This is a genomic window from Sphingobacterium sp. SRCM116780 (assembly GCF_021442025.1).
Taxonomy (GTDB): Bacteria; Bacteroidota; Bacteroidia; order Sphingobacteriales; family Sphingobacteriaceae; genus Sphingobacterium.
The window spans coordinates 2,448,395-2,470,073 of sequence record NZ_CP090446.1 but is presented as its reverse complement, the minus strand read 5'-3'; the positions used below and the strand labels follow the sequence as shown (position 1 = coordinate 2,470,073).

The following is a 21,679-nucleotide window of genomic DNA, read 5'->3' as shown; positions in this document are numbered from 1 at the left end:
TTAACTTTTAGTAGTATTTATGATGAAATTAAAATTTGTAGCAGTTGTCGCTATTCTTTGTCAATCGCTTTCGTTATCGGCACAAAATAGTCCAATAAAAAACAATTTACGTGCACCCGCATTTCCATTGGTTACAGTGGATCCAAATACAAGTGCCTGGTCTTACAGCAATGAGCTTTATGGTGATGTGGTGAGACACTGGACAGGAAAGTCTTTTCCTTTGCTTGGAGTCATTAAAGTGGATGGTAAGTCCTATCGTTTTTTAGGTAAAGAGGAAGTAGAGTTAAACCCTATTGCTAGAATGGGGGGAGATGAAAACTGGAAAGCGCAGTATAGTGAATCGGAACCAGCATCGGATTGGACTAAATTGCAATTCAATGATACCAATTGGAAAACTGGAATTGCTCCTTTTGGTACAAAAGATAAAGAATCTCATGTGAAAACAGATTGGCAAGAACCTAAGATTTGGGTTCGCAGAGTGATCAATTTGGATGAGGACTTGTCTGGAAAATCTGTCTATGTGGAATTTACACACGATGATGATGCTATTTTGTATGTGAATGGTATCGAAGTTGTTAATACGGGTAATGCGACGGGTAAGAATACACGTGTTAAACTTTCAGATCAAGTGGTTAAGTCACTTAAAAAAGGAAAAAATTTATTGGCTGGCTATTGTTATAACCGTGTAGCAAATGGATTTTTTGATTTTGGGTTATTTGTAGAAAAAGAAGGCAGTACCCATTTTGATCAGACTGCACAACAGGAAAGTGTTGACGTTCAAGCGACACAGACGCATTATGCTTTTGCTTGTGGTCCTGTAAAATTGAAAGTGACCTTTACAGCTCCTGTATTTTTGGATAACTTGGACTTACTGAGTCGTCCTGTTAATTATCTTTCCTATCAAGTAGAAGCTAAGGATGGTAAAAAACACCAAGTTCAACTTTATCTGGAAGCTGCTCCAAACTGGGCTTTAAATTCCCCAATGCAAGAAGCAGCAAGTAGCCAGTTTAAAAAGGGTTCTTTGCAATATGTAAAAACAGGAAGTAAAAGCCAACAGATTTTAGGCAAAAAAGGAGATGATCTTCGCATAGACTGGGGTTATTTTTATATGGCAGGAGATCAACGAAATACCAAAGCGATGGTGGGGGATAGTCACTTGTTACGCACTCATTTCTTGAAGGGAGGTCAGTCCGCTCCAGGTTCCAGCACTGGCAATCAGTTCGCTTTAGTACAATCATTTGAGGTGACTTCAAAATATAGCGATAAAGTGCTTTTGGGTTACGATGATATCTATTCTATCCAATATTTTAATGAAAATTTACGTCCTTATTGGAACAGAGACAATAATAGTTCAATTGAGAAGCAATTTGATCTCGCCAATAATGAATATAGCAAATTAATACAAGCTTGTGATCAGTTTGATGCCAACCTGATGCAAACAGCTTTTCAGACAGGTGGTCAAGAGTATGCCTCTTTATGTGCTTTGGCCTATAGACAAGCGATAGCTGCCCATAAATTAGTGAAAGCTCCCAATGGTGATCTGTTATTATTATCCAAAGAAAATGATAGTAATGGATCGATCGGAACCGTAGATATTACCTATCCATCAGCTCCTTTATTCTTGTATTATAATCCTGAATTGGCGAAAGCCTTGATGAATTTTATTTTCTACTACAGTGAAAGTAATAAATGGACGAAACCATTTGCTGCCCATGATGTCGGAACGTATCCATTAGCAAATGGACAGACTTATGGTGGAGATATGCCAGTAGAAGAATCTGGTAATATGTTGATATCGACTTATGCTGTTGCTAAAATGGAGGGAAACGCAAACTATGCAAAGAAGCATTGGAAAGTATTGACAACATGGGCTAATTATTTAGTGGAAAAAGGACTTGATCCTGAAAATCAATTGTGTACAGATGATTTTGCTGGTCATTTTGCGCACAATGCCAATTTATCGATCAAGGCAATTCTCGGAATTGCTTCTTACGGATATTTAGTAGGTATGCAAGGCGATCAACAAACGGCTGATCAATATATCAACCAAGCCAAATCAATGGCTAAGAAATGGAAAGAGATGGCGCAGGATGGTGATCATTATAAATTAACCTTTGATAAATCGAATACCTGGAGTCAAAAATATAATTTGGTATGGGATGAATTGTTGAAAATGGGAATTTTTGATGCAGATATCAAAACAGCGGAGGTCAAGTATTACCTGACAAAACAAAACATGTACGGGCTTCCATTGGATAATCGTCAACCTTATACCAAAACAGATTGGATCTGTTGGACAGCAACAATGGCCAATGATAAAGAAACTTTTCAGCGTTTTATAAATCCTGTATATCGGTTTATGAATGAAACGGTGGATCGTGTTCCTATGTCTGATTGGACATTTACAGATAAACCTAAACGTTCAGGTTTCAAGGCCAGAGCTGTAGTGGGCGGATATTTTATCAAAATGTTAGCAGAAAAATTAAAAAAAGTAAATTAAGTTTGGTGTGAGGGTCTTTTATATGCAATTGTGTATAAAGACCCTTTTTAACTTTAAATACCAAGACAATTAGCTAAGTAAGAAATAATCCAAATGTTAAAGATTTTAAAATATGAGGTTTATGCTATTTTTTTAATGCACGTTCTGTTTTCTTGTCATTCTCCTGTCGATTCGGTAAAAAATCCAAGGGAGATAAACAAAGCAAGTGTATTGAAAAAAACATATATCAATCCTGTTTTTGAACCTATCCTTGCTGATCCATCTGTGGTTAGAGATCCAAACACAAAAGATTTCTATGCATACGGTACAGCAGATAATTGGGGAGATGGAAAAGGACAACGTCTAGTTTCTATCTTGCACTCTAAAAATCTGGTGGATTGGACTTGGATTGGGACAGCTTTTCAACAAAAACCAACTTGGAAACCAGAAGGAGGAATTTGGGCACCTGATGTGGTTCGGTTAAATAACAAATATGTATTGTATTACGCTTTTTCTACTTGGGGAGATCCCAATCCAGGCATAGGTGTTGCTACTGCTGATCAGGCTGCAGGACCGTTTGTCGACCATGGAAAAGTGTTTGATAGTCATCAAATCAATGTGCCCAATTCAATTGATCCATTTTTCTTTCGTGAAAAAGGAGCTAATTATTTGTTTTGGGGTAGTTTTAGTGATGCCAGTACGCAAGGTACTTATGGCACCCTGCTTACGGGGGATGGACTACAGGTACTTGACATGCATAAAAAGTTTAAGGTTGCAGCTGGAGATTTTGAAGCTGTAGTGATCCATAAACGAAAGGATTTTTATTACTTTTTTGGTTCAAAAGGTTCTTGTTGTGAGGGTGCAAAAAGTACCTACCATATCTTAGTAGGAAGGGCCAAACAGCTCCAAGGACCTTACTATGATCGAGAAGGTCATGATCTAACAAATAGGGGCAGTGGAACACTGCTGTTAAAAGGGAATACAAAGTTTGTCGGAACTGGACATAATTCTCGAATAATGACAGATGATCATGGTGATGATTGGCTATTGTATCACGGTATCGACCCGAAACAAGATCGTGTGCCTACTGGAGGAAATAGACGTGTGCTTCTTTTGGATAAAATTGCATGGGTAGATGATTGGCCTCTTGTCGAAAAGAATACGAGTAGCATCAATGCTAAATCAGCTCCATTTTTTAATACAATTGCATTATCATCAAGAAAATGATCAGCAAATTAAAAAAGCATTTCGAACTATTGGATAGACTAAGAGGGATAAATTTTTAACCTAAAAATACTAGAATGAAGTTATTGATCGGATATAGTTTGATTATCTGCGCAATGGGGATGATACCTATTTCGTCAAATGCACAATCCAATGTCAATCTTACGAAAACGCAACAGGATCTTGCTCAAAAATTAATTCAACAAAATGTAGACAAGGCTTACCAAGCTTTTAATCAACAGGTGTTCGACCCTGTCCGAAAGCTGTATTATCGCGATACACAAAAGACACAAGATGTCGGTGCCATATGGACACAAGCGATCTATTGGGATATGGCAATGAATGCGTATAAAAGAAATAAAACCAAGGAAAATCTGAGGTTCATCTATGATCTGTATGAAGGGAACAAAAAGCATTATGCAGCTTATGATTGGACAAATGATAAAGTATGGTTTATTTACGATGATATCATGTGGTGGGTGATTGCTATGGCTCGTGCCTATGAATTGACAAAGGATAAGCAATTTTTAGCACATGCTGAATCTGGTTTTATAAGAGTTTGGAGTGGTGTACCTGGGATAGATATAGGATCTTATGATCAGGAGAAAAGTGGGATGTTTTGGGATTGGACTTTTGGGCGAAAGGGAAAGATGTCTTGTATCAACTATCCAACTGTTATTGCTGCAGCGACCTTATATGAAGTAACTAAAAAGAAGGAATATTTAGCCAAAGCAAAAGAAATTTATGATTGGTCGTCCAATAATCTATTGGATCGTTCTATGGGGCGAATTGCGGATTCAAAACATGGAGATGGTCAACCCAATTGGACGACTCATCTTTACAATCAAGCGACGGCTATAGGGGCAGGAACTATCCTGTATAAAATCACAAAGCAAAAATCTTATTTAACCGATGCGATCTTAATCGCTGACTACACAAAAAATGTGCTATCTAAGGCTGATGTGTTACCTTATGAAAAAGGGGAGGAACAAGGAGTCTATGCAGCGATCTTAGCACAATATATGATTCGATTGATCCAAGATGGTAAGCAAGCCAGTTACTTACCTTGGTTGAGACATACGGTAACAGTAGGGTGGGGTAATCGGGATCAACAACGGAATCTGACAACAAAAGATTATACAAAGAAGTTGGATGAAAAGGAAATTGTCTCTTGCTATGATGCCAGTGGAATTCCTGCACTCATGTTAGTGCTGGCTGAAAAATAGAAATAACCTAATTCTTGATGAAGACCAATAAGTTGAGGTAGACATTCCCTAAGTGCTAAAGATAAACATTACTAAACCCAGTTCATGCAAACATGGTATGCTCTGGGTTTATTTTTTGTGCAATAATGAGTTTTTTGTTTACGGTAGACAGTTCATCTGCTATCTGATAATAATACATTAAGGGATAATTATTTGTTGATTAAGTTTGCTGCATGTTATCATAAAACTCATCATTATGACGTTAATTTGTATATGGATACTTTATACATAATAGCAATCGTTCTCATTATTTTACTTTATATCTTTAGAAAGAAATTATTTTGCAAACATAGATGGGATGTAACAACACATAACAATATCTATCCAACTTGGGTTTGTCGAAAATGTAATAAGGTTAAAAGAATCAAATAAGACACTCTTCATAAAAAAGGCAACAGGATAAATAAATAGACATATTCTTTATTATTTTTAAAATATGAAATACGAATCAGGTAACTGTTTTGCTTTTGTATCAGGATTGCTATAGGGCAGATTCTTTAAAGCAGATGATATTTTAGTATATTCGTTTATTAAAGACAATTAGAAATCTACATCAATAAGTTTCAAGAAATGTTAAAGAATCGTTTAAAATATAGTGTTCTGTTTTGCCTTTTGGGAGCAGGTATGACATCATTGCAGGCTCAAGATCAGAAGAAAAAAGATCCTACAGAAGAGCATAATCCTGTCAAACAGGTTATTCCAGAAGCAGCTAAAAATTTACTAGGTCGTTGGGATTTAAATGTGAATAAACAGGGAAAAGTGGTCCCTTCTTGGTTGGAGATAAAACTTTCTGGATTTACTACTTTGGTGGGATATTATGTAGGTGACAGCGGAAGTGCGCGTCCTGTGTCTCATGTGAAATTGGAGAACGGAAAATTCTCGTTTTCGATACCTCCACAATGGGAAGGGGGTGAAGGTGATTTTGTGATCCAGGGTGAACTGACTGCCAATGGTATGAAAGGAACAGTGAAGACAAACAAAGGGACTAGTTTTGACTTTACGGGTGAAAAAGCTCCTTATTTAAAACGTACAAGTACTGTAAAGTGGGGCAAACCAATTGAACTTTTTAACGGAAAAGATTTGACTGGATGGAAAGCAACATCAGCTAATAATCAATGGGTAGTAAAGGATGGAATCTTAATAAACCAAAAAGCTGGTGCTAACTTAATTACTGATCAAAAATTTGATGATTTTAAATTGGAAGCAGAATTTCGTTATACAACTGACGCAAATTCTGGTATTTATTTGAGAGGACGTTATGAATTACAGATTGAGGATAGTCCTAAGGATAGACATCCAGGTAATCTGTACTTCGGTGGGATCTATGGATTCTTGTCACCAAATGAAATGGCTACTTTAGGAACCAATGAATGGCAAAAATATGAAGTTACCCTTGTCGGACGTTTAGTAACTGTTGTAGCAAATGGAAAGACCATCATCAGCAACCAAGAGATCCCAGGAATTACAGGAGGTGCACTTGATAGTAAAGAAGGCGAATCAGGTCCTATTTATCTACAAGGTGATCATGCTGCTGTTGAATTTAGAAAAATAAAAATTACACCAGCAAAAAAGTAAGATTTAATCATACAAAAGCCTCTTTCTATTTATTTAGAAAGAGGCTTTTTCTTGTATGCTTATATTATAACAAAACTCGAATGAATTTACCTTCCATATCAAAAAGTAAATCGATATCATTTGTTAATTCGATTTCAAATGTACTAATAACTTTATCAATGGTATTAATCTTTATCGCAGGATAGTTTGTTGTCACATAAGTGACTATGGATGGTAATATAAAACTTGTTGGAATGGCAGCATTATTATCACCTTCTACTTCTTTCCAAGTTCCTTCTTGATCAAAATCTACCTCTATACCATTTACTAAATCTACACTGTAAACGGTACCATTTGTTTGCGTAGGGATTAATTTTTCAACAGTTCGAATATGGATACCTTTAAAATGCGTGTCAAGGAAACTTGATGCAGGTACAGGTAAGGATGAACTTGGAACTTGATAATCGTTGTCCTTGTCGTCACATGATAGGGTCATGAACACTATGGCAAATAACGCTGTGCATATTAAAATTAATTTTTTCATTTTTTCCCTTTCTTACTTAATCATCAATTTTAATGAATTGTCCTTTTTTATTGAATTGCAATTCCAATCCATTTGATATTTCGACCTCGTATTTACGATTTGATTGTTTGATTTTTACAATCTGTGTATCGGGAAAACTTTTAGCGATATAATTTTTAATTGCAGTCGGAACGATCTTTAAAGGGATTGCCGTATTTTCCCCATCAACTTCTTCCCAGTTTCCTGTTTTATCAAAATCTATTTTTGTGCCATTTTTTAAGATAATCTTATATTCTTTGTAGAATAGATTTTCTGTTTCTTCGATGATACTGCTGATCTGATTAGTCGAAAAATTGTTTTTAATAAATGTTTGTGCATTTGCAGGCAACTGATTGCTATTTATTACTTTTTTTTGTGCAAATCCACTTGTCGATAAGGCGACTAACACGACGATAGCCATTGATTTAATTCTGTTCATATGATATCTCCTTTTATTTATATCACAAAGTTGCCAAGTGATTTGGGAAAGAATTAGGAATTATAATTTATAAAGAGAAAAAGTGTGTAAATTATTTAAGTATGAGTAGGTTATTTTTAGATTTTTATTTGTTTCTACGATTGTTTTAACAATCGATAATCCCAATCCATTGGAACTGATAGCCGTATTTTCTTTTCTAAATCGATCAAAAATAGTTTCTCCATGTAGTGCTGTTTGTTTTCCACTGTTGGCGATAGATAATTTTTCTTTCGAGATATCTATCCTGATAAGACCGCCGTTTTGCTTGTTATAATAAATTGCATTTCGAATTAAATTGGACAATAAAATATTCGCCAAATCTGAATTTAATTCCGCTTGGAATATATCATGCTCATGAACCTCTACTGTAACTCCTTTGAAGTCTAAGATTTCTGAAAATTCATGGCATAACTGCTGAATAAGACTGTTGAAATTTAAGTTTACAGTATGTTCAAATTGATTATTCTCGATTCGAGAAAGCATCAACAGTGCTTTATTTAACTTGATCATCCGATCGAGAGCCTCTTTTGTTTCACTAATTTTAATCAGCTGATTTTCATTTAACTGCTCATCCTCTAATAGTAGCTCTAATTTGTTGGTGCTAATCGCTAACGGTGTTTGTAATTCATGCGATGCATTTTCAATAAATAATTTTTGTTGCTTAAATATCTTTTCATTCCGATCGATCATTTTGTCAATTTCGATATTCAATATATCAAATTCTCTAACATTACTAGCGATATGTACAGCTTCTTTTGTTTTGCCAAATTGATATTTTTCCAATTTGTCTAATATCTGATAGAAAGGTTTAAAAGCGCGATAGAATACAATTCTGTTAATGAAATAGATGCTGATGATAATAAAAATATAAAGAATAATCAATGCTGTCGCTAAATCTGATTTTAGCTCGTCTTCTTCAACAGTTGAAGTGCGAATTTCTAAGTCATATAACTGATTATCTTTCCCATAGAAATTGGTGCTTAAAATGCGATAAGGCTCCATTTCTTCATCATAAGGCATATAGATAAAATCATTTTTGAATATATTTTTTTGCTTTTGTTTTTCCTTGAGTAATGATTTCGTTATTTTAAATTGATTAATCCCAAAATCAGCTGTCTGTAAAATGGACTCGTTTTCATAAGCCGCACGAATGATTTCAATCTTTTGATTTTTCAATCCATCATCTACATTGTCATATACTTCCTCCATGATATAGGCATAGAACAAGGTCGCCCATAAGGCAATCACGATGAGAATCATGATTGTGATATAACGTATGGTATAGTTTTTAAGCGACTTTTTCATTAAATCAATTTATACCCGATGCCATACACGGCTTGAATATCAAGTTGAGCATGATTATCTTTTAATTTTTTTCTTAAATTTTTAATTTGAGAATAGATAAAGTCAAGACTATCAGCTTGATCAATATGATCTCCCCAGATTGATTCCGCTAAGGCATTTTTTTGCACTAATTTAGTCGGTCTGATCATAAAATAGTAAAGCAAGTCAAACTCTTTCCTATTGAGATTGATGATCTTATTATTAACTTGTGTTGTTCGATCTGTTGTATTAAGCGCGACATTCTTGTACACAAGAATATCATCTCCTTGTTGATTTTTCCGTCGTATAATAGATTTTATTCGCGCATGTAACTCTGCTAGGTGAAAAGGCTTGGCTAGATAGTCATCAGCTCCAAGCTCTAATCCTTTTACTTTATCATCAACAGAATCTTTAGCGGAGAGGATAATAATGGATTCATCTTTTCCCATTTCTTTTACCTGTTCCAATAATTGTAAGCCTGATCCTCCTGGTAACATGATATCCAGTAAAATACAGTCATAAGCATATAATGCTATTTTTGATAAGGCACTTTCATAATCAAAAGCTTGTTCCACAAGATATTGCTCATCAACTAAAGATTGCATGATTACTTGACTTAGCGCTATTTCATCTTCTATCAATAGTATTTTCATATTTTAATTCAATAGACAAGGATAAAACTCGAATTGGGAAAGATTTAGGAATTTTATAGGTGATCTTTATTTCTAGGTATCAACAGATTAAAATCCAATGACAACGATCACGATATCTTCATTATGATAGGCAGGATGGTAATGCGATATTGCACCTTGGTTTTTGTAGATGCTTAATTCATCGTAAACCATTTTTTTGAGGACTCCTTTTCCTTTACCATGGACAAATTTAATTTCTGGCATATCCCAATAGATAGCGGCGTCTAGCATGTCTCGCATATAGATCATAGATTCGTTTGCTAACTCGTCTGCTGAATAATTTTCCCAATCGAGTAAAAAAGCTTCAGCATGTAAATCTATTTGTTCGGAAGGTTTCTTCATAATGTTTTTAATATAATGCAAAAATACAATTATGAAACTAACAAATAAAGGAAGGCTCCAGTTACTTGATATAAATGGCATCAGCCAAGCGATCATACCATTTTTTTACAGTGGCGGCTAACTCGTAGTGTTCTTTTTCAGCATGTTCCAGCATGATTTCTTTTACTTGATCAAACATATCGACCAAATTTTGAAAAAGACCGTTCCCATCTCTATAATCCGAAATAATTTCAAATAAATAGTCCAGTAATTCCACTTTATAAAACAAAAAGGTATGTTTTTCACCGATTTGGTCAACAAGCTTTTCGCTTTGTTCGCCAGGTTGACTTCTCTGGTTGCGTGCCTTATTATATAATTGACTATAATCAGCAATGCGATTTTTGAAGTCATATATACAATTTTGAAGATCTTCAATTAAAACAATGAGATTTTCTTGAATTTCATACTCTTTAGATACGACTGACATAATAGCATCTTTGTTGTTGGAAGATTGATAACCCATTTTTTATATTATTAAATTACAAATAATTTTTTAAAAAGTTTTCTAATTAATTATAACTTAGGGTTATAACTCTATTTTTTTTAGGCTGATATACATATAAACTATAATTTATTTGTGTGGTTGTATTGTTGTATTTTTGTCGTGTAACAAGAGGAGCAATTTTATTGAGTGAAGAATAGTATTGATAGGAATGTATAATTAAAATGCATTTGAGATTTATGCTTTAATTTGAAGAAAATAAAAAAATCTAGCTGGATTTTCTTTTTTTATGAAAAGATAGTTTTTCAATAAAAAAATAATATATTAAATGCATGGGAAAAGAAATTAGTATCAATAAATATCAGTTAGAGATTTGTGCGAATTCTCCACAATCCGCGTTGTATGCAGCGCAAGGTGGTGCTACTCGGGTGGAATTATGTCAAAACTTGGAGAATGGAGGAACAACTCCTTCATATGGTCAGATTGTTCTGGCAAGAAAGCTAGTTGATATTGGTATACACGTACTCATACGCCCCCGAGGTGGTGATTTTGTATATTCAACATTGGAATTTGAAGAAATGATAGCTGATATTCAATTCTGTAAGGAATCGGGATGTGATGGTGTTGTTATTGGTGTTATGGAGAGAAATGGTATGGTAGATATCGAACGAACAAAAACATTAGTGGAAGCTGCAAGACCTATGCATGTGACTTTCCATCGTGCGTTTGATAAATGTGTTGATCCATTTGCTTCTTTAGCTATTTTGATGGACTTAAAAATCGATCGTGTATTGACTTCTGGATTAAGAAATAAAGCTATAGAAGGAGTAGATTTACTAAAACAACTGGTCGATTATGCTGCCGGAAAAATTGTTATTATGCCAGGAGCTTCTGTGGATAATACAAATATAGCTGAAATATTAGAAAGAACTGGAGCAATTGCTATTCATACTTCAGCAAAGGAAACATTGTTATCAGAGATGACTTATGATCGGGTAGAAGTAGCAGGAATGAATGAATCTATCTACAGCACCTCAAAAGAAAAAGTCCACCAATTGGTAGACATCTTAAAGAAGCAATAAAGTTGTACAATACAACTTTATTGCTTCTTATATTTTTTATACTTACTTAGCTTCTGAGGCTAATTTATTTAAGACCGCGTCGTTTTTAACGATTTGATTTGTTTTTTTCATTTTAGATCTTGAACCAAGTTCAATATTACTACCTAAGCTTAAAAACTGAACTTCAACACGTGAAGTAGTTTTATTTCTTCTATCTTTTCTTTTTAAACGTGTAACTCCCATTTTGATAAATTTTTTTATTGTTCAATAAAACGAGGTCGGAAGCGGATTCGAACCGCTGTAGGAGGTTTTGCAGACCTCAGCCTAGCCACTCGGCCATCCGACCCTCTTTTTTGTTCCCTGAGGGAATGCAAAAGTAAAATTAATAATTGGATTAAAAAAGACTATTGACAATTTATTTTTTAAACAAATCATTATCAAGCTTTTTTGTTTGTTATTCTTTTTGATATACTAAAAGCATTGATTTGTAAACTGTGTTTGGTAAGTCAGTTTGTATATTTTTTAATACACTCTTGTCAGGGAAAGATTATCTATTATTGAGTTGGAAATAAGCATCTTATTGATTTGGCTTGCAACTTGCAATACATATGGAAATAGAAAAATAAATTAATATAAAACATAGAACAATGAAAAAGTTATTACTATCATTTGGAGCAGCATTTTTATTATCTGCAGGTGTACAGGCTCAAACTAGCTATGGATTAAAAGCTGGTGTCAATTTAGGCAAATACAGTAATCCATCAGATTTAGAAAAGGATTTTCAAAAAAACAATACATCATTTTATGTGACTGGTTTTGCTGATCTTCCTGTAGGAACTAATTTTTCCATCCAACCTGGTGTTTCATTACAAGGAAAAGGAAATAAAATGCAATATGATGGCGACGGATCGAATGGATCATCTACAACAAATGTTATGTCAATCGAGATTCCTGTAAATGCAGTATATTATATCCCTACGGGAACATCTGGTTCTGTATTTTTAGGAGCTGGTCCTTACTTGGGATTTAATGTAAGTGGTAAAACTAAAGTAAAGGGAAACATTGGGGGTGGTACAGCCGAAGGAAACTATGATCTTAAATTCTCTGGAGATGATAAAGATATGAAAGTCATTGATGCAGGTGCTAACTTTATGTTAGGGTACAAATTTAATAGTGGTTTGTTGATTAATGCTGGTTATGGATTGGGATTGAGTAATTTATCTCCAAGTAGTGATTCAAACGATAAATTCTCTAATCGAGTGCTTTCATTTGGAATTGGTTTCCAATTATAAGAATAAAGAATAATATAAGAATAAAAGCAGCTTTCGGGCTGCTTTTTTGTTTTTTATGCTTGAGATATATCGAATACACTCGGTTACAATATTATATTCTTTCTTTATTGGTATTTTGAATGGCTAGTTTTAGGAAATTTTTTTAATTTCAAACTTTACTGTAGCTTTATTGTTCTAAATCAATACATATATAGTTCACGATGATAAAATTTCTAAGTTTACCATTCTACATAAAATTTGCCTGTACATTAATCTCTATAGTCATATTAGGTTATTTAGCTAAAATTGGAGATACGATCTTAGTGCCATTTATTTTAGGCTTACTATTGGCTCTGTTGTTAGTTCCTGTCAGTAATTTCTTTGAAAGAAAACTGAAACTTCCACGTACAGTTGCGGGAATCATTACCGTTTTATTGTTTTTTGGAATAGTAGGCTATGGATTTTATATGCTAGCTTCGCAATTATCAATGATTAAAGATGATTGGCCAGCTTTTAAAGAACAAATCATGGCTGGCATTCAAAATCTACAAGCCTGGGTTAGCGATCGCTTTGGTGTGATGCATAGTGAACAAATGGACATTCTCAATAAGACAGCGACCAAGTCATTGGATAGTGGTACTCTTATTTTAGGTACTGCGCTTTTATCTTTGTCTTCGTTATTCATTTTATTGGTATTTACTTTCCTATACACGTTTTTTTTATTAATCTATCGAAGCCATATTGTTCGTTTTTTATTACTGTTAAATAAACAAGAGCATCATGAAGTTGTCATGGATGTCGTGACCCAGATTCAATATGTGGTAAAGAAATACCTGATTGGATTATTATTACAAATGCTGATCGTATCTACTCTAGTGTTTGCTTCATTAAGTATTATAGGAGTAAAATATAGCTTGTTATTGGCCATTATCACAGGTGTATTTAACGTATTACCTTATGTTGGTATATTTACATCCATATTAATCATTGCACTTCTTACCTTCGCCACGTCTTCGTTTACACATGTTTTAATTGTCATTAGCGTGCTTATCCTTATTCATCTTATCGATAGTAATTTTATAGTGCCTAAGGTTGTTGGCTCTAAAGTAAAGGTGAATTCTTTATTTGCGATGATGGCTATTATCGTAGGGGAGATGTTATGGGGAATTTCAGGTATGTTTTTAGCAATTCCAATACTTGCTATTTGTAAGATCATTATGGATCGTGTTAAAGAATTAAAAGCTTGGGGATTTTTATTAGGAGAAGAAGATAATAAAGGAAGTACTTATATGAGCATATTAAAAACTATAAGTCCTAAAAAGAATTAATAATATAATTATTGATACTTTTTAAGTATGGTATGGGACATAAATTTTTAAGCTATAAATTTCAAAAATAACTGACTTATAAAAAATTGACAATTGTCTTATGGTTGAGTAGCTATAGATTTCCAATGGTAAGAAAAACCAAAAGAAAAGGCTCCTAATTTATCATTAGAAGCCTTTCTTGTTTCATGTACTGAAATCCTATCACACTTTGATTTCTACTTCAACACCTGAAGGTAATTCAAGTTTCATCAACGCGTCAACAGTTTTAGAGTTAGACGAATAAATATCTAACAATCTTTTGTATGAACACAATTGGAATTGCTCACGCGCCTTCTTGTTAACGTGTGGTGAACGTAAAACGGTATAGATTTTTTTCTCAGTAGGTAATGGAATAGGACCACTAACAACTGCACCTGTAGGTTTTACTGTTTTTACGATTTTCTCAGCTGATTTGTCAACTAAATTGTAATCGTATGATTTCAATTTGATTCTGATTCTTTGGCTCATTCTTGTTTTTGTTTAAAAATGATCTCCCGTTAGAGCTATTATCAACAGGAGATCGGTTTGTCTTTATTTAGAAAGGATTATTCTCCTTTTAATTTACCTTTTGCTTTAGCAACAACTTCTTCAGTTACGTTACGAGGAGCTTCTTCAAAGTGATCAAATTCCATTGTAGAAGTTGCACGACCTGAAGTGATAGTACGTAATTGAGTTACATAACCAAACATCTCCGAAAGTGGAACTAATGCTTTAATTACTTGAGAACCGTTACGCGTATCTAAACCTTGCATCAAACCACGACGACGGTTTAAGTCACCCATTACATCACCCATATTTTCTTCTGGTGTTAAAACCTCTATTTTCATAATAGGTTCCATTAACACTGGTGAACATTTTGGTAATGCTTCACGGTATGCTGAACGAGCCGCTAATTCGAAAGATAATGAATCTGAATCGACAGCGTGGAATGAACCATCAATCAAACGAACTTTCATTCCTGATAATGGAAATCCTGCTAATACACCGTTTTTCATTGATGTTTCAAATCCTTTCTGAACGGAAGGGATAAATTCTTTTGGAATTTTACCACCAACAATTTCGTTTACGAATTGAAGAGGTGATTTAGTTAAATCATAATCTGCATCAGCTGGAGAAATAACAACTTTGATATCCGCGAATTTACCACGACCACCTGATTGTTTTTTGAATACCTCACGGTGTTCAGTAGTACCGTTGATAGACTCTTTGTATGATACTTGAGGAGCACCTTGGTTAACCTCAACTTTGAATTCACGTTTCAAACGATCGATCAAGATCTCTAAGTGAAGTTCACCCATACCAGAGATAACTGTTTGACCAGTTTCCTCGTCAGTTTTTACTACGAATGTAGGATCTTCTTCAGCTAATTTACCAAGACCAATACCTAATCTATCAACGTCAGCTTGAGTTTTAGGCTCAATAGCTAAACCGATAACTGGTTCTGGGAAATTCATTGACTCTAACACGATAGGGTGTTTTTCATCACATAATGTATCACCCGTTTTGATGTCTTTGAAACCAACAACAGCACCAATATCACCAGCCTCGATGAATGGGATAGGGTTTTGTTTGTTAGCATGCATTTGGAAGATACGAGAGATACGTTCTTTGTTACCTGAACGCGTATTCAATACATAAGAACCAGCATCTAATTTACCAGAATAAGCACGGATGAAACATAGACGACCTACGAAAGGATCCGTTGCGATTTTGAAACCTAATGCAGCAAAAGGCTCGTTAACATCTGGTCTACGTAAAATTTCTGCACCTGTATCTGGATTAGTACCTTTTACACCTTCTGAATCCATTGGTGAAGGCAATAATTCCATTACTAAATCCAACATGGTTTGAACACCTTTGTTTTTGAAAGATGAACCACAAACCATAGGAACGATGGAGTTATCCAATACTGCTGCACGTAAAGCATTTAAGATTTCACGCTCAGTTAATGAATTAGGATCTTCGAAGAATTTTTCCATCAAAGTCTCATCATAACCAGCAACAGCTTCTAATAATTTTTCACGGTATTCAGCAACCTCTTCCAACATATCTTCTGGAATTGGCACTTCTGTAAAAGTCATACCTTTATCATGCTCATTCCAAACGATACCACGGTTATTGATTAAATCAACAACACCTGTGAATGAATCTTCAGCTCCGATAGGTAGTTGTAAAGCTACTGCATCAGAACCTAACATTGATTTTACCTGACCAACAACTTTTAAGAAATCAGCACCTGAACGGTCCATTTTGTTAACGAAACCAATACGAGGAACGGCATAGTTATCCGCTAATCTCCAGTTAGTCTCAGATTGAGGTTCAACACCATCAACTGCTGAAAATAAGAAAACTAATCCGTCTAATACACGTAATGAACGATTTACCTCTACCGTGAAATCCACGTGACCTGGGGTATCGATTACGTTTACTTGGTATTTGTTGCCACGGTACTGCCAGAACACGGTAGTAGCAGCAGAAGTAATCGTGATACCACGCTCAGCTTCTTGCTCCATCCAGTCCATTGTTGAAGCACCTTCGTGTACTTCACCAATTTTATGATTTACTCCTGAGTAGTAAAGAATACGCTCAGTTGTTGTAGTTTTACCAGCATCGATGTGAGCAGCGATACCGATATTTCTAGTGAATTTTAAATCTCTTGCCATAATATTTTTAAGCATTAGCCTAGATAAGGCCGTATGTTTTTTTGTCTAAATAAGTACACCGATCCTGATAAAAGAATAAACGTTTACCTAAGATCGGTGTAATCATATTTGGGTGTTTGTGTTCAAAACTAGAATCTGAAGTGTGAGAACGCTTTGTTAGCTTCCGCCATTTTGTGCGTATCTTCTTTCTTCTTAACAGCAGCACCTTCACCTTTAGAAGCTGAAATGATTTCTCCTGCTAATTTTTCGAACATTGTTTTTTCACCACGTTTACGAGAATATGAAATTAACCATTTCATACCTAAAGCAATTTTGCGCTCAGGACGAACTTCCATAGGAACTTGGAAGTTAGCACCACCAACACGACGAGATTTAACCTCTACAGCTGGCATAACGTTGTTTAAAGCTTTTTTCCAAGCTTCTAAACCACTTTCGCTAGTTTTTTGCTCTACTAATTCAATCGCGCTGTAAAAAATATCATATGCTGTTGATTTTTTACCATCATACATCATATTGTTTACAAAACGTGTTACCTGAGTGTCGTTAAACTTTGGATCAGGTAAAATGATTCTCTTTTTTGGTTTTGATTTTCTCATTTTTCTTTCCTCCGTTTAATTATTTCTTTTTACCTTTTGCTGGCGCTGCCGCTGCTTGTCCTGGTTTAGGACGTTTTGTTCCGTATTTAGAACGACGTTGGTTACGACCTGCTACTCCAGAAGTATCTAATGCACCACGGATAATGTGGTAACGTACACCTGGTAAATCCTTAACACGACCACCACGAATCAAAACGATTGAGTGTTCTTGTAAGTTGTGACCTTCTCCAGGGATGTAAGCGTTAACCTCTTTACCGTTTGTTAAACGTACACGAGCTACTTTACGCATTGCTGAGTTTGGTTTTTTAGGGGTAGTAGTATATACACGTGTACATACACCTCTTCGCTGTGGACATGAATCCAACGCTGGTGACTTACTCTTATCAACCAGAGCTACTCTACCTTTTCTAACTAATTGTTGAATAGTAGGCATTTACCTGTTTTTGTTATTTAATTTAATTTTTAAATTATTATAAGTCCGCAAAGATAGCGATTTTATTGTTAAATTGAAATACTCACCCAATTAGTTTTCCACATTTTTCTGTAAATCAACCTGTAATCCTTAAATCAGCTTGTTTCTTAATAAATACGAGATAACCTGATCAGCCCCATATTTTGACAAATGATCGTCATCATGCATGTACGGATCCTTTCCATTGTACTTGATCACCTCTGGTAAATCATATATATCAATATAGATGTCCGCTGGAATAAATGTTTTGAGATACTGATTGATATGGGCAGACCGGTATTCAAGGTAATTACTTTCATTCAGTTTACTGTGTTTTAGCTGAAGAGCTAAGATATTGGGAAAAATGATGGAATAGGTAGGTGTTTGTCCAATCATCTTTAACGGGATGTTTTTGGACTTAAAGTATTGGATAACTTGTTGTAATTTGATCTTTAAAGTCTCATCTGGGTATTGCTGTGATCCCCAAAAACCGACAAGTATGACTTCATCTATATCTTTTGCGTGTTTTGGGATAAATGCTTGATACATATAATCAATCAGCTCACAGGAAACTTTTGGTCCTTTTGTTTCTAAAAGCGGATAACTAGTCGATACCGTTGCTTGAAGTAAGTTGATGTCTAACTTGCTTAACTGTTCTTTTAGGGATTGGCCAAATACCCCTGCATGACTATCGCCTAATAAAAGAATGTTTTTTTTGTTGGGTGAAATGGTAGCGCAGGAGGCAAAGTCATATTGTTGAAATGTATTGTCAACATCTAAGTGGCAAGAACCTTTTCTGAATTGAGTAGGAAGATGTTCTTTTCTATAGATGCTATTGTAGTTGGTTAGATGTTCTATCTCTTCGTTGATTTTTAGTCGATCATATGGAAATATCATTACGATGATGGCTAATACGACTACAGCTAATGTAGAAAATATTGTCAGTCGAACTCGGTCAAACCTTTTATTGGATTCAATAAGATAATACGAAACACAAGCGCAGCAGAAGGAGAGGCTAAAAATAAAAAAAGTAGCATTTGGTTGATTGAACCCCAGGTATATCGCCAATACATAGATTGGCCAATGCCATAAATAGAGTGAATAAGATAATTTGCCGATATATTGAATCGGTTTAAAAGCTAAAATTTTAAAGTCAGACTGTGTGATAATAATGAAAAATGTTGCCAATACTGGGATTAGCGTGTAATAGGAGGGCCAACTGATATTTTCTTCATCTAGCAAATATATGCATGCCAATAATGTTCCATATCCGATAACTGCAATGACTTTTTTGAATCCGTTATAAATCCCTTTTCTTAATAAACCTTCTTGTAAGAATGCAAGTCCTCCAATCAACATTTCCCATGCTCGTGTTGGGAACATGTAAAAGCTAAAGGATAGATCCTTTGTGTTGATATACTGGTTTAATCCAAATGAAAAAATGATCAGGCCAATAAAAATACTCGTAAATAGCATCTTATTTTTTGAATAGATTGCTTTAAATGGATATAGTAATAATGGAAACAAGAGGTAAAATTGCCATTCGACCGAAAGCGACCAAGTATGTAAGAGTATATTATTTTGAGACGATGCGTCGAAATAACCACTATGGAGATAATAATCTATGTTAGAAACAAACAGCGCACTAAAAAAAGCGTTATTTCCCAATTGTTGTAAATCACTGGGAAGTAAAATGAAATTTCCGATCAGCATCAATCCAACTAAAAGAAAAAGGAGAGCGGGTATGATACGAGTAATCCGTTTGGAATAGAAATGCTTGAAAGAAAAGTTTTCATTCTCGAATCCATTTAAAATGATGCGTGTCATCAAATACCCTGAAATAACAAAGAAAACGTCAACACCGCTAAAGCCTCCGTTGAAATATGGAACTTTGAAATGAAAAAAAAGTACGGCTAGCACTGCCAAAGCGCGTAGCGCTCCTATGTCATTTCTAAACTTCATTTTTATTCCTGCTTGTTGTAAACTGCAAATCTGAGCAAAATAATTTATTCCACCTATTTAATTTTACTTCATCATGTTTTGATGGGTGTAACGGTAGTTTAAACGACATGTTAGCGGTATTTGCGTAAACCTTATTATCAATCTCAGTTTGATTTTAAAATAAAGTTACTTGGGATTTAACTGGTGAAATAGTAGGGAGCTGGTTCGGACCTCATTCGCTTTTGTTCGTACCTCGTTCGAACAAAAGCGAATGAGGTACGGTTGAAGTACGTATGAGCTACGTTTTACATATGAATTATTTTACTATGTGTAAGATTTTGTCTTATCCTGAATTATCCTTACAGCATTCGGATAGTTAAACGGTTAAATCCTTACAATTATAAAAAGTTATACGGATATATCCTTACATTGTTTTTTCTTTGTCCGTGTATACCCTTACAATCGGGTTGTACTGTTTCTTGTTTTAGTGATTTCCTGACTATGTCTTTGCGCCGGTGTCATCATTTTACAGCTCATGTGCGGTCTGACATTATTGTATCTTTCTATCGCTCTGCACACCGGTTCAATAGCCATTGAATAGGACTCAAAGGTGTTATAGAGCTCAAATTCTGTTTTCAGTATACCGTTTACCCTTTCGGCAATTGCATTATCATAGGGTGATCCGGATTGAGTCATACTGATCTGGATATGGTTTCTCTGCAATAGTTCCACATAGGCATCACAGCAGTACTGTATCCCCCTGTCCGAGTGGTGGATCAGCGGCCTTTGCTTATATTCCCTGCCGTTTATAGCCTTTTGGAGTGCCGATAGGCATCCGGAAGCTTTTAGTGACTGGCTGAGATGGTAGCCTACGATCTTTCTGGAATAGGCATCTGTGATCAGAAAAAGGTAGATAAATCCCGTGCCTGTCCGCAGATAGGTAATATCGCTTACCCAGACCTGCTCGGCCATCAGGGGCTTTGCCCGGCTGATCATATCCGGCCATTTCCTGTAATGATGGTAGGACATCGTGGTGGTCACATATCTCCTTTTGGGATAGATCAGCATGCCATTGTCCCTGATCAGCCTGGAAAAAGCATCCCTTCCGATGGTAATATGATGCGCTTTGAGGTTCTGCTGCAGCATATGAAGAAGCTTTACGCATCCTGTACGCGGAAGCACTGATCTGATTTCCCGGACCCATTCTAGTATCATTCCATCCTGAATCACCGAAACGTCCCTTCTGGCGTTCATTTCATACCAGGACTGTCTTGTTCTGCCAAACAGCGAGCAAATGGTACTCAGGGGAATATTGATAAATATCTCCTTCATTTTACTGGCGGTTTGGTACCAGACTTTTTTCGGATATCGATATCCAGCTCCTGCTCTGCAATATGGATCATCATCTCAAGGGCGGTAATCTTCAGCCTGGCAAGCCGGAGTTCCTCCTGAAGCTGCTCATCAGGACTGCTGGATGCTAAAGGCGGCAGCTCGCTGTCAGGTGAAATAAGGCCTGAATGGATTTGGGCGATGTTCTTTTTGTACCAGTTGACAAAATAGCGAACCACCTCGCCACTCTTAAGTCCATGTTTACGCCCAAGCTGTGACTGGCTCAGATTGCCCTCAAGGTATTCTCTGGCAACTGCAATCTTAAAAGATGATTCGTAGGTAACAGGGGCTCCTGTATGTTTCCCTTTTCTCGGTGTTTCCATATTATATAAAATTAATAATTACTCCGATTTGTGTAAGGGTAATTTAGGAATAGACATTTAGGAATAGACACTTTGTATTTGATAGCAGGTTTTTTGAAAAAAAAACTATATACAGCAAGTTTTGCAAGAATATGCATCTTCATTTTAGTAATACGAATGGATTTGAGGGTGTGAAATTCCTTATTTTCAGTGAAATGTCAACTTTTTTATTAGCTAG

The 21,679-nt window shown here is 35.4% G+C and carries 21 protein-coding genes and 1 tRNA gene; 7 read left to right on the top strand and 15 right to left on the bottom strand.

Annotated elements, in window-relative coordinates; all coding sequences use genetic code 11:
- Nucleotides 1-19 precede the first annotated feature (19 nt).
- The 4 genes from LZQ00_RS10630 (at nt 20) to LZQ00_RS10615 (ending at nt 6,543) form a co-directional block, all read left to right on the top strand.
- Nucleotides 20-2,500, top strand: coding sequence for a glutaminase family protein (locus LZQ00_RS10630; RefSeq protein WP_234509261.1), 2,481 nt, complete (start codon nt 20-22; stop codon nt 2,498-2,500).
- A gap of 93 nt (nt 2,501-2,593) precedes the next feature.
- The gene (locus LZQ00_RS10625; protein ID WP_234509260.1) at nt 2,594-3,706 is read left to right on the top strand and encodes a family 43 glycosylhydrolase; all 1,113 of its coding nucleotides are present in this window, start codon (nt 2,594-2,596) and stop codon (nt 3,704-3,706) included.
- Between the two features lie 74 nt (nt 3,707-3,780).
- Nucleotides 3,781-4,929, top strand: a complete 1,149-nt coding sequence (locus LZQ00_RS10620; RefSeq protein WP_234509259.1) for a glycoside hydrolase family 76 protein — start codon at nt 3,781-3,783, stop codon at nt 4,927-4,929.
- Between the two features lie 609 nt (nt 4,930-5,538).
- Nucleotides 5,539-6,543, top strand: a complete 1,005-nt coding sequence (locus LZQ00_RS10615) for a DUF1080 domain-containing protein (RefSeq protein ID WP_234509258.1) — start codon at nt 5,539-5,541, stop codon at nt 6,541-6,543.
- A gap of 64 nt (nt 6,544-6,607) precedes the next feature.
- Here the strand turns inward: LZQ00_RS10615 and LZQ00_RS10610 are convergent, their stop codons facing one another.
- The 6 genes from LZQ00_RS10610 to LZQ00_RS10585 form a co-directional block, all read right to left on the bottom strand.
- Entirely contained in the window at nt 6,608-7,066 is a 459-nt protein-coding gene (locus LZQ00_RS10610; protein WP_234509257.1) for a PepSY-like domain-containing protein, read from the bottom strand.
- A 16-nt stretch (nt 7,067-7,082) separates the two neighbouring features.
- Nucleotides 7,083-7,523: a PepSY-like domain-containing protein gene (locus LZQ00_RS10605; RefSeq protein WP_234509256.1), complete on the bottom strand. Its 441-nt coding sequence runs from the start codon at nt 7,521-7,523 to the stop codon at nt 7,083-7,085.
- A gap of 60 nt (nt 7,524-7,583) precedes the next feature.
- Entirely contained in the window at nt 7,584-8,867 is a 1,284-nt protein-coding gene (locus tag LZQ00_RS10600; protein ID WP_234509255.1) for a sensor histidine kinase, read from the bottom strand.
- Nucleotides 8,867-9,538: a response regulator transcription factor gene (locus LZQ00_RS10595; RefSeq protein WP_234509254.1), complete on the bottom strand. Its 672-nt coding sequence runs from the start codon at nt 9,536-9,538 to the stop codon at nt 8,867-8,869. Before LZQ00_RS10595 ends, LZQ00_RS10600 begins: the two co-directional genes overlap by 1 nt.
- An 87-nt stretch (nt 9,539-9,625) precedes the next feature.
- Complete coding sequence (locus LZQ00_RS10590) at nt 9,626-9,919, bottom strand: Smr/MutS family protein (RefSeq protein WP_234509253.1); 294 nt, start codon at nt 9,917-9,919, stop codon at nt 9,626-9,628.
- A gap of 61 nt (nt 9,920-9,980) precedes the next feature.
- Complete coding sequence (locus tag LZQ00_RS10585; protein ID WP_234509252.1) at nt 9,981-10,421, bottom strand: hypothetical protein; 441 nt, start codon at nt 10,419-10,421, stop codon at nt 9,981-9,983.
- A 311-nt stretch (nt 10,422-10,732) separates the two neighbouring features.
- Between LZQ00_RS10585 and LZQ00_RS10580 the strand changes: the two genes are divergently transcribed.
- Nucleotides 10,733-11,482: a copper homeostasis protein CutC gene (locus tag LZQ00_RS10580; protein ID WP_234509251.1), complete on the top strand. Its 750-nt coding sequence runs from the start codon at nt 10,733-10,735 to the stop codon at nt 11,480-11,482.
- A 42-nt stretch (nt 11,483-11,524) separates the two neighbouring features.
- Here the strand turns inward: LZQ00_RS10580 and LZQ00_RS10575 are convergent, their stop codons facing one another.
- Nucleotides 11,525-11,704 (bottom strand): spore protein, encoded by a 180-nt coding sequence (locus tag LZQ00_RS10575; RefSeq protein ID WP_234509250.1) that lies wholly within the window; start codon nt 11,702-11,704, stop codon nt 11,525-11,527.
- Nucleotides 11,705-11,736: 32 nt separating this feature from the next.
- A tRNA-Cys gene (locus LZQ00_RS10570) sits at nt 11,737-11,807 on the bottom strand.
- Between the two features lie 301 nt (nt 11,808-12,108).
- Here LZQ00_RS10570 and LZQ00_RS10565 point away from each other — a divergent pair.
- Nucleotides 12,109-12,753, top strand: a complete 645-nt coding sequence (locus tag LZQ00_RS10565) for a porin family protein (RefSeq protein ID WP_234509249.1) — start codon at nt 12,109-12,111, stop codon at nt 12,751-12,753.
- 200 nt (nt 12,754-12,953) lie between these two features.
- Entirely contained in the window at nt 12,954-14,060 is a 1,107-nt protein-coding gene (locus LZQ00_RS10560; protein WP_234509248.1) for an AI-2E family transporter, read from the top strand.
- Nucleotides 14,061-14,261: 201 nt separating this feature from the next.
- Here LZQ00_RS10560 and rpsJ read toward each other — a convergent pair whose 3' ends face one another.
- From rpsJ to LZQ00_RS10525, 7 genes are all read right to left on the bottom strand, one after another.
- On the bottom strand, nt 14,262-14,567 hold the full coding sequence (gene rpsJ / locus LZQ00_RS10555) for a 30S ribosomal protein S10 (RefSeq protein WP_013667229.1): 306 nt from the start codon (nt 14,565-14,567) through the stop codon (nt 14,262-14,264).
- Nucleotides 14,568-14,644: 77 nt separating this feature from the next.
- On the bottom strand, nt 14,645-16,762 hold the full coding sequence (gene fusA / locus LZQ00_RS10550) for an elongation factor G (RefSeq protein WP_234509247.1): 2,118 nt from the start codon (nt 16,760-16,762) through the stop codon (nt 14,645-14,647).
- 128 nt (nt 16,763-16,890) lie between these two features.
- Nucleotides 16,891-17,358, bottom strand: coding sequence for a 30S ribosomal protein S7 (rpsG, locus tag LZQ00_RS10545; RefSeq protein ID WP_234509246.1), 468 nt, complete (start codon nt 17,356-17,358; stop codon nt 16,891-16,893).
- 19 nt (nt 17,359-17,377) lie between these two features.
- Nucleotides 17,378-17,791 (bottom strand): 30S ribosomal protein S12, encoded by a 414-nt coding sequence (gene rpsL, locus LZQ00_RS10540; protein WP_002993550.1) that lies wholly within the window; start codon nt 17,789-17,791, stop codon nt 17,378-17,380.
- Between the two features lie 129 nt (nt 17,792-17,920).
- A complete protein-coding gene (locus LZQ00_RS10535) occupies nt 17,921-19,771 on the bottom strand; it encodes an acyltransferase family protein (protein ID WP_234509245.1) in 1,851 nt (616 codons plus the stop codon).
- A 435-nt stretch (nt 19,772-20,206) separates the two neighbouring features.
- Nucleotides 20,207-21,082 carry an IS3 family transposase gene (locus tag LZQ00_RS10530; protein WP_234509244.1) on the bottom strand — a complete coding sequence of 292 codons (876 nt, stop codon included), beginning with the start codon at nt 21,080-21,082 and terminating at the stop codon, nt 20,207-20,209.
- Entirely contained in the window at nt 21,079-21,462 is a 384-nt protein-coding gene (locus LZQ00_RS10525; RefSeq protein WP_234509243.1) for a transposase, read from the bottom strand. The genes LZQ00_RS10530 and LZQ00_RS10525 overlap by 4 nt, the downstream gene beginning before the upstream one ends.
- Nucleotides 21,463-21,679 lie beyond the last annotated feature (217 nt).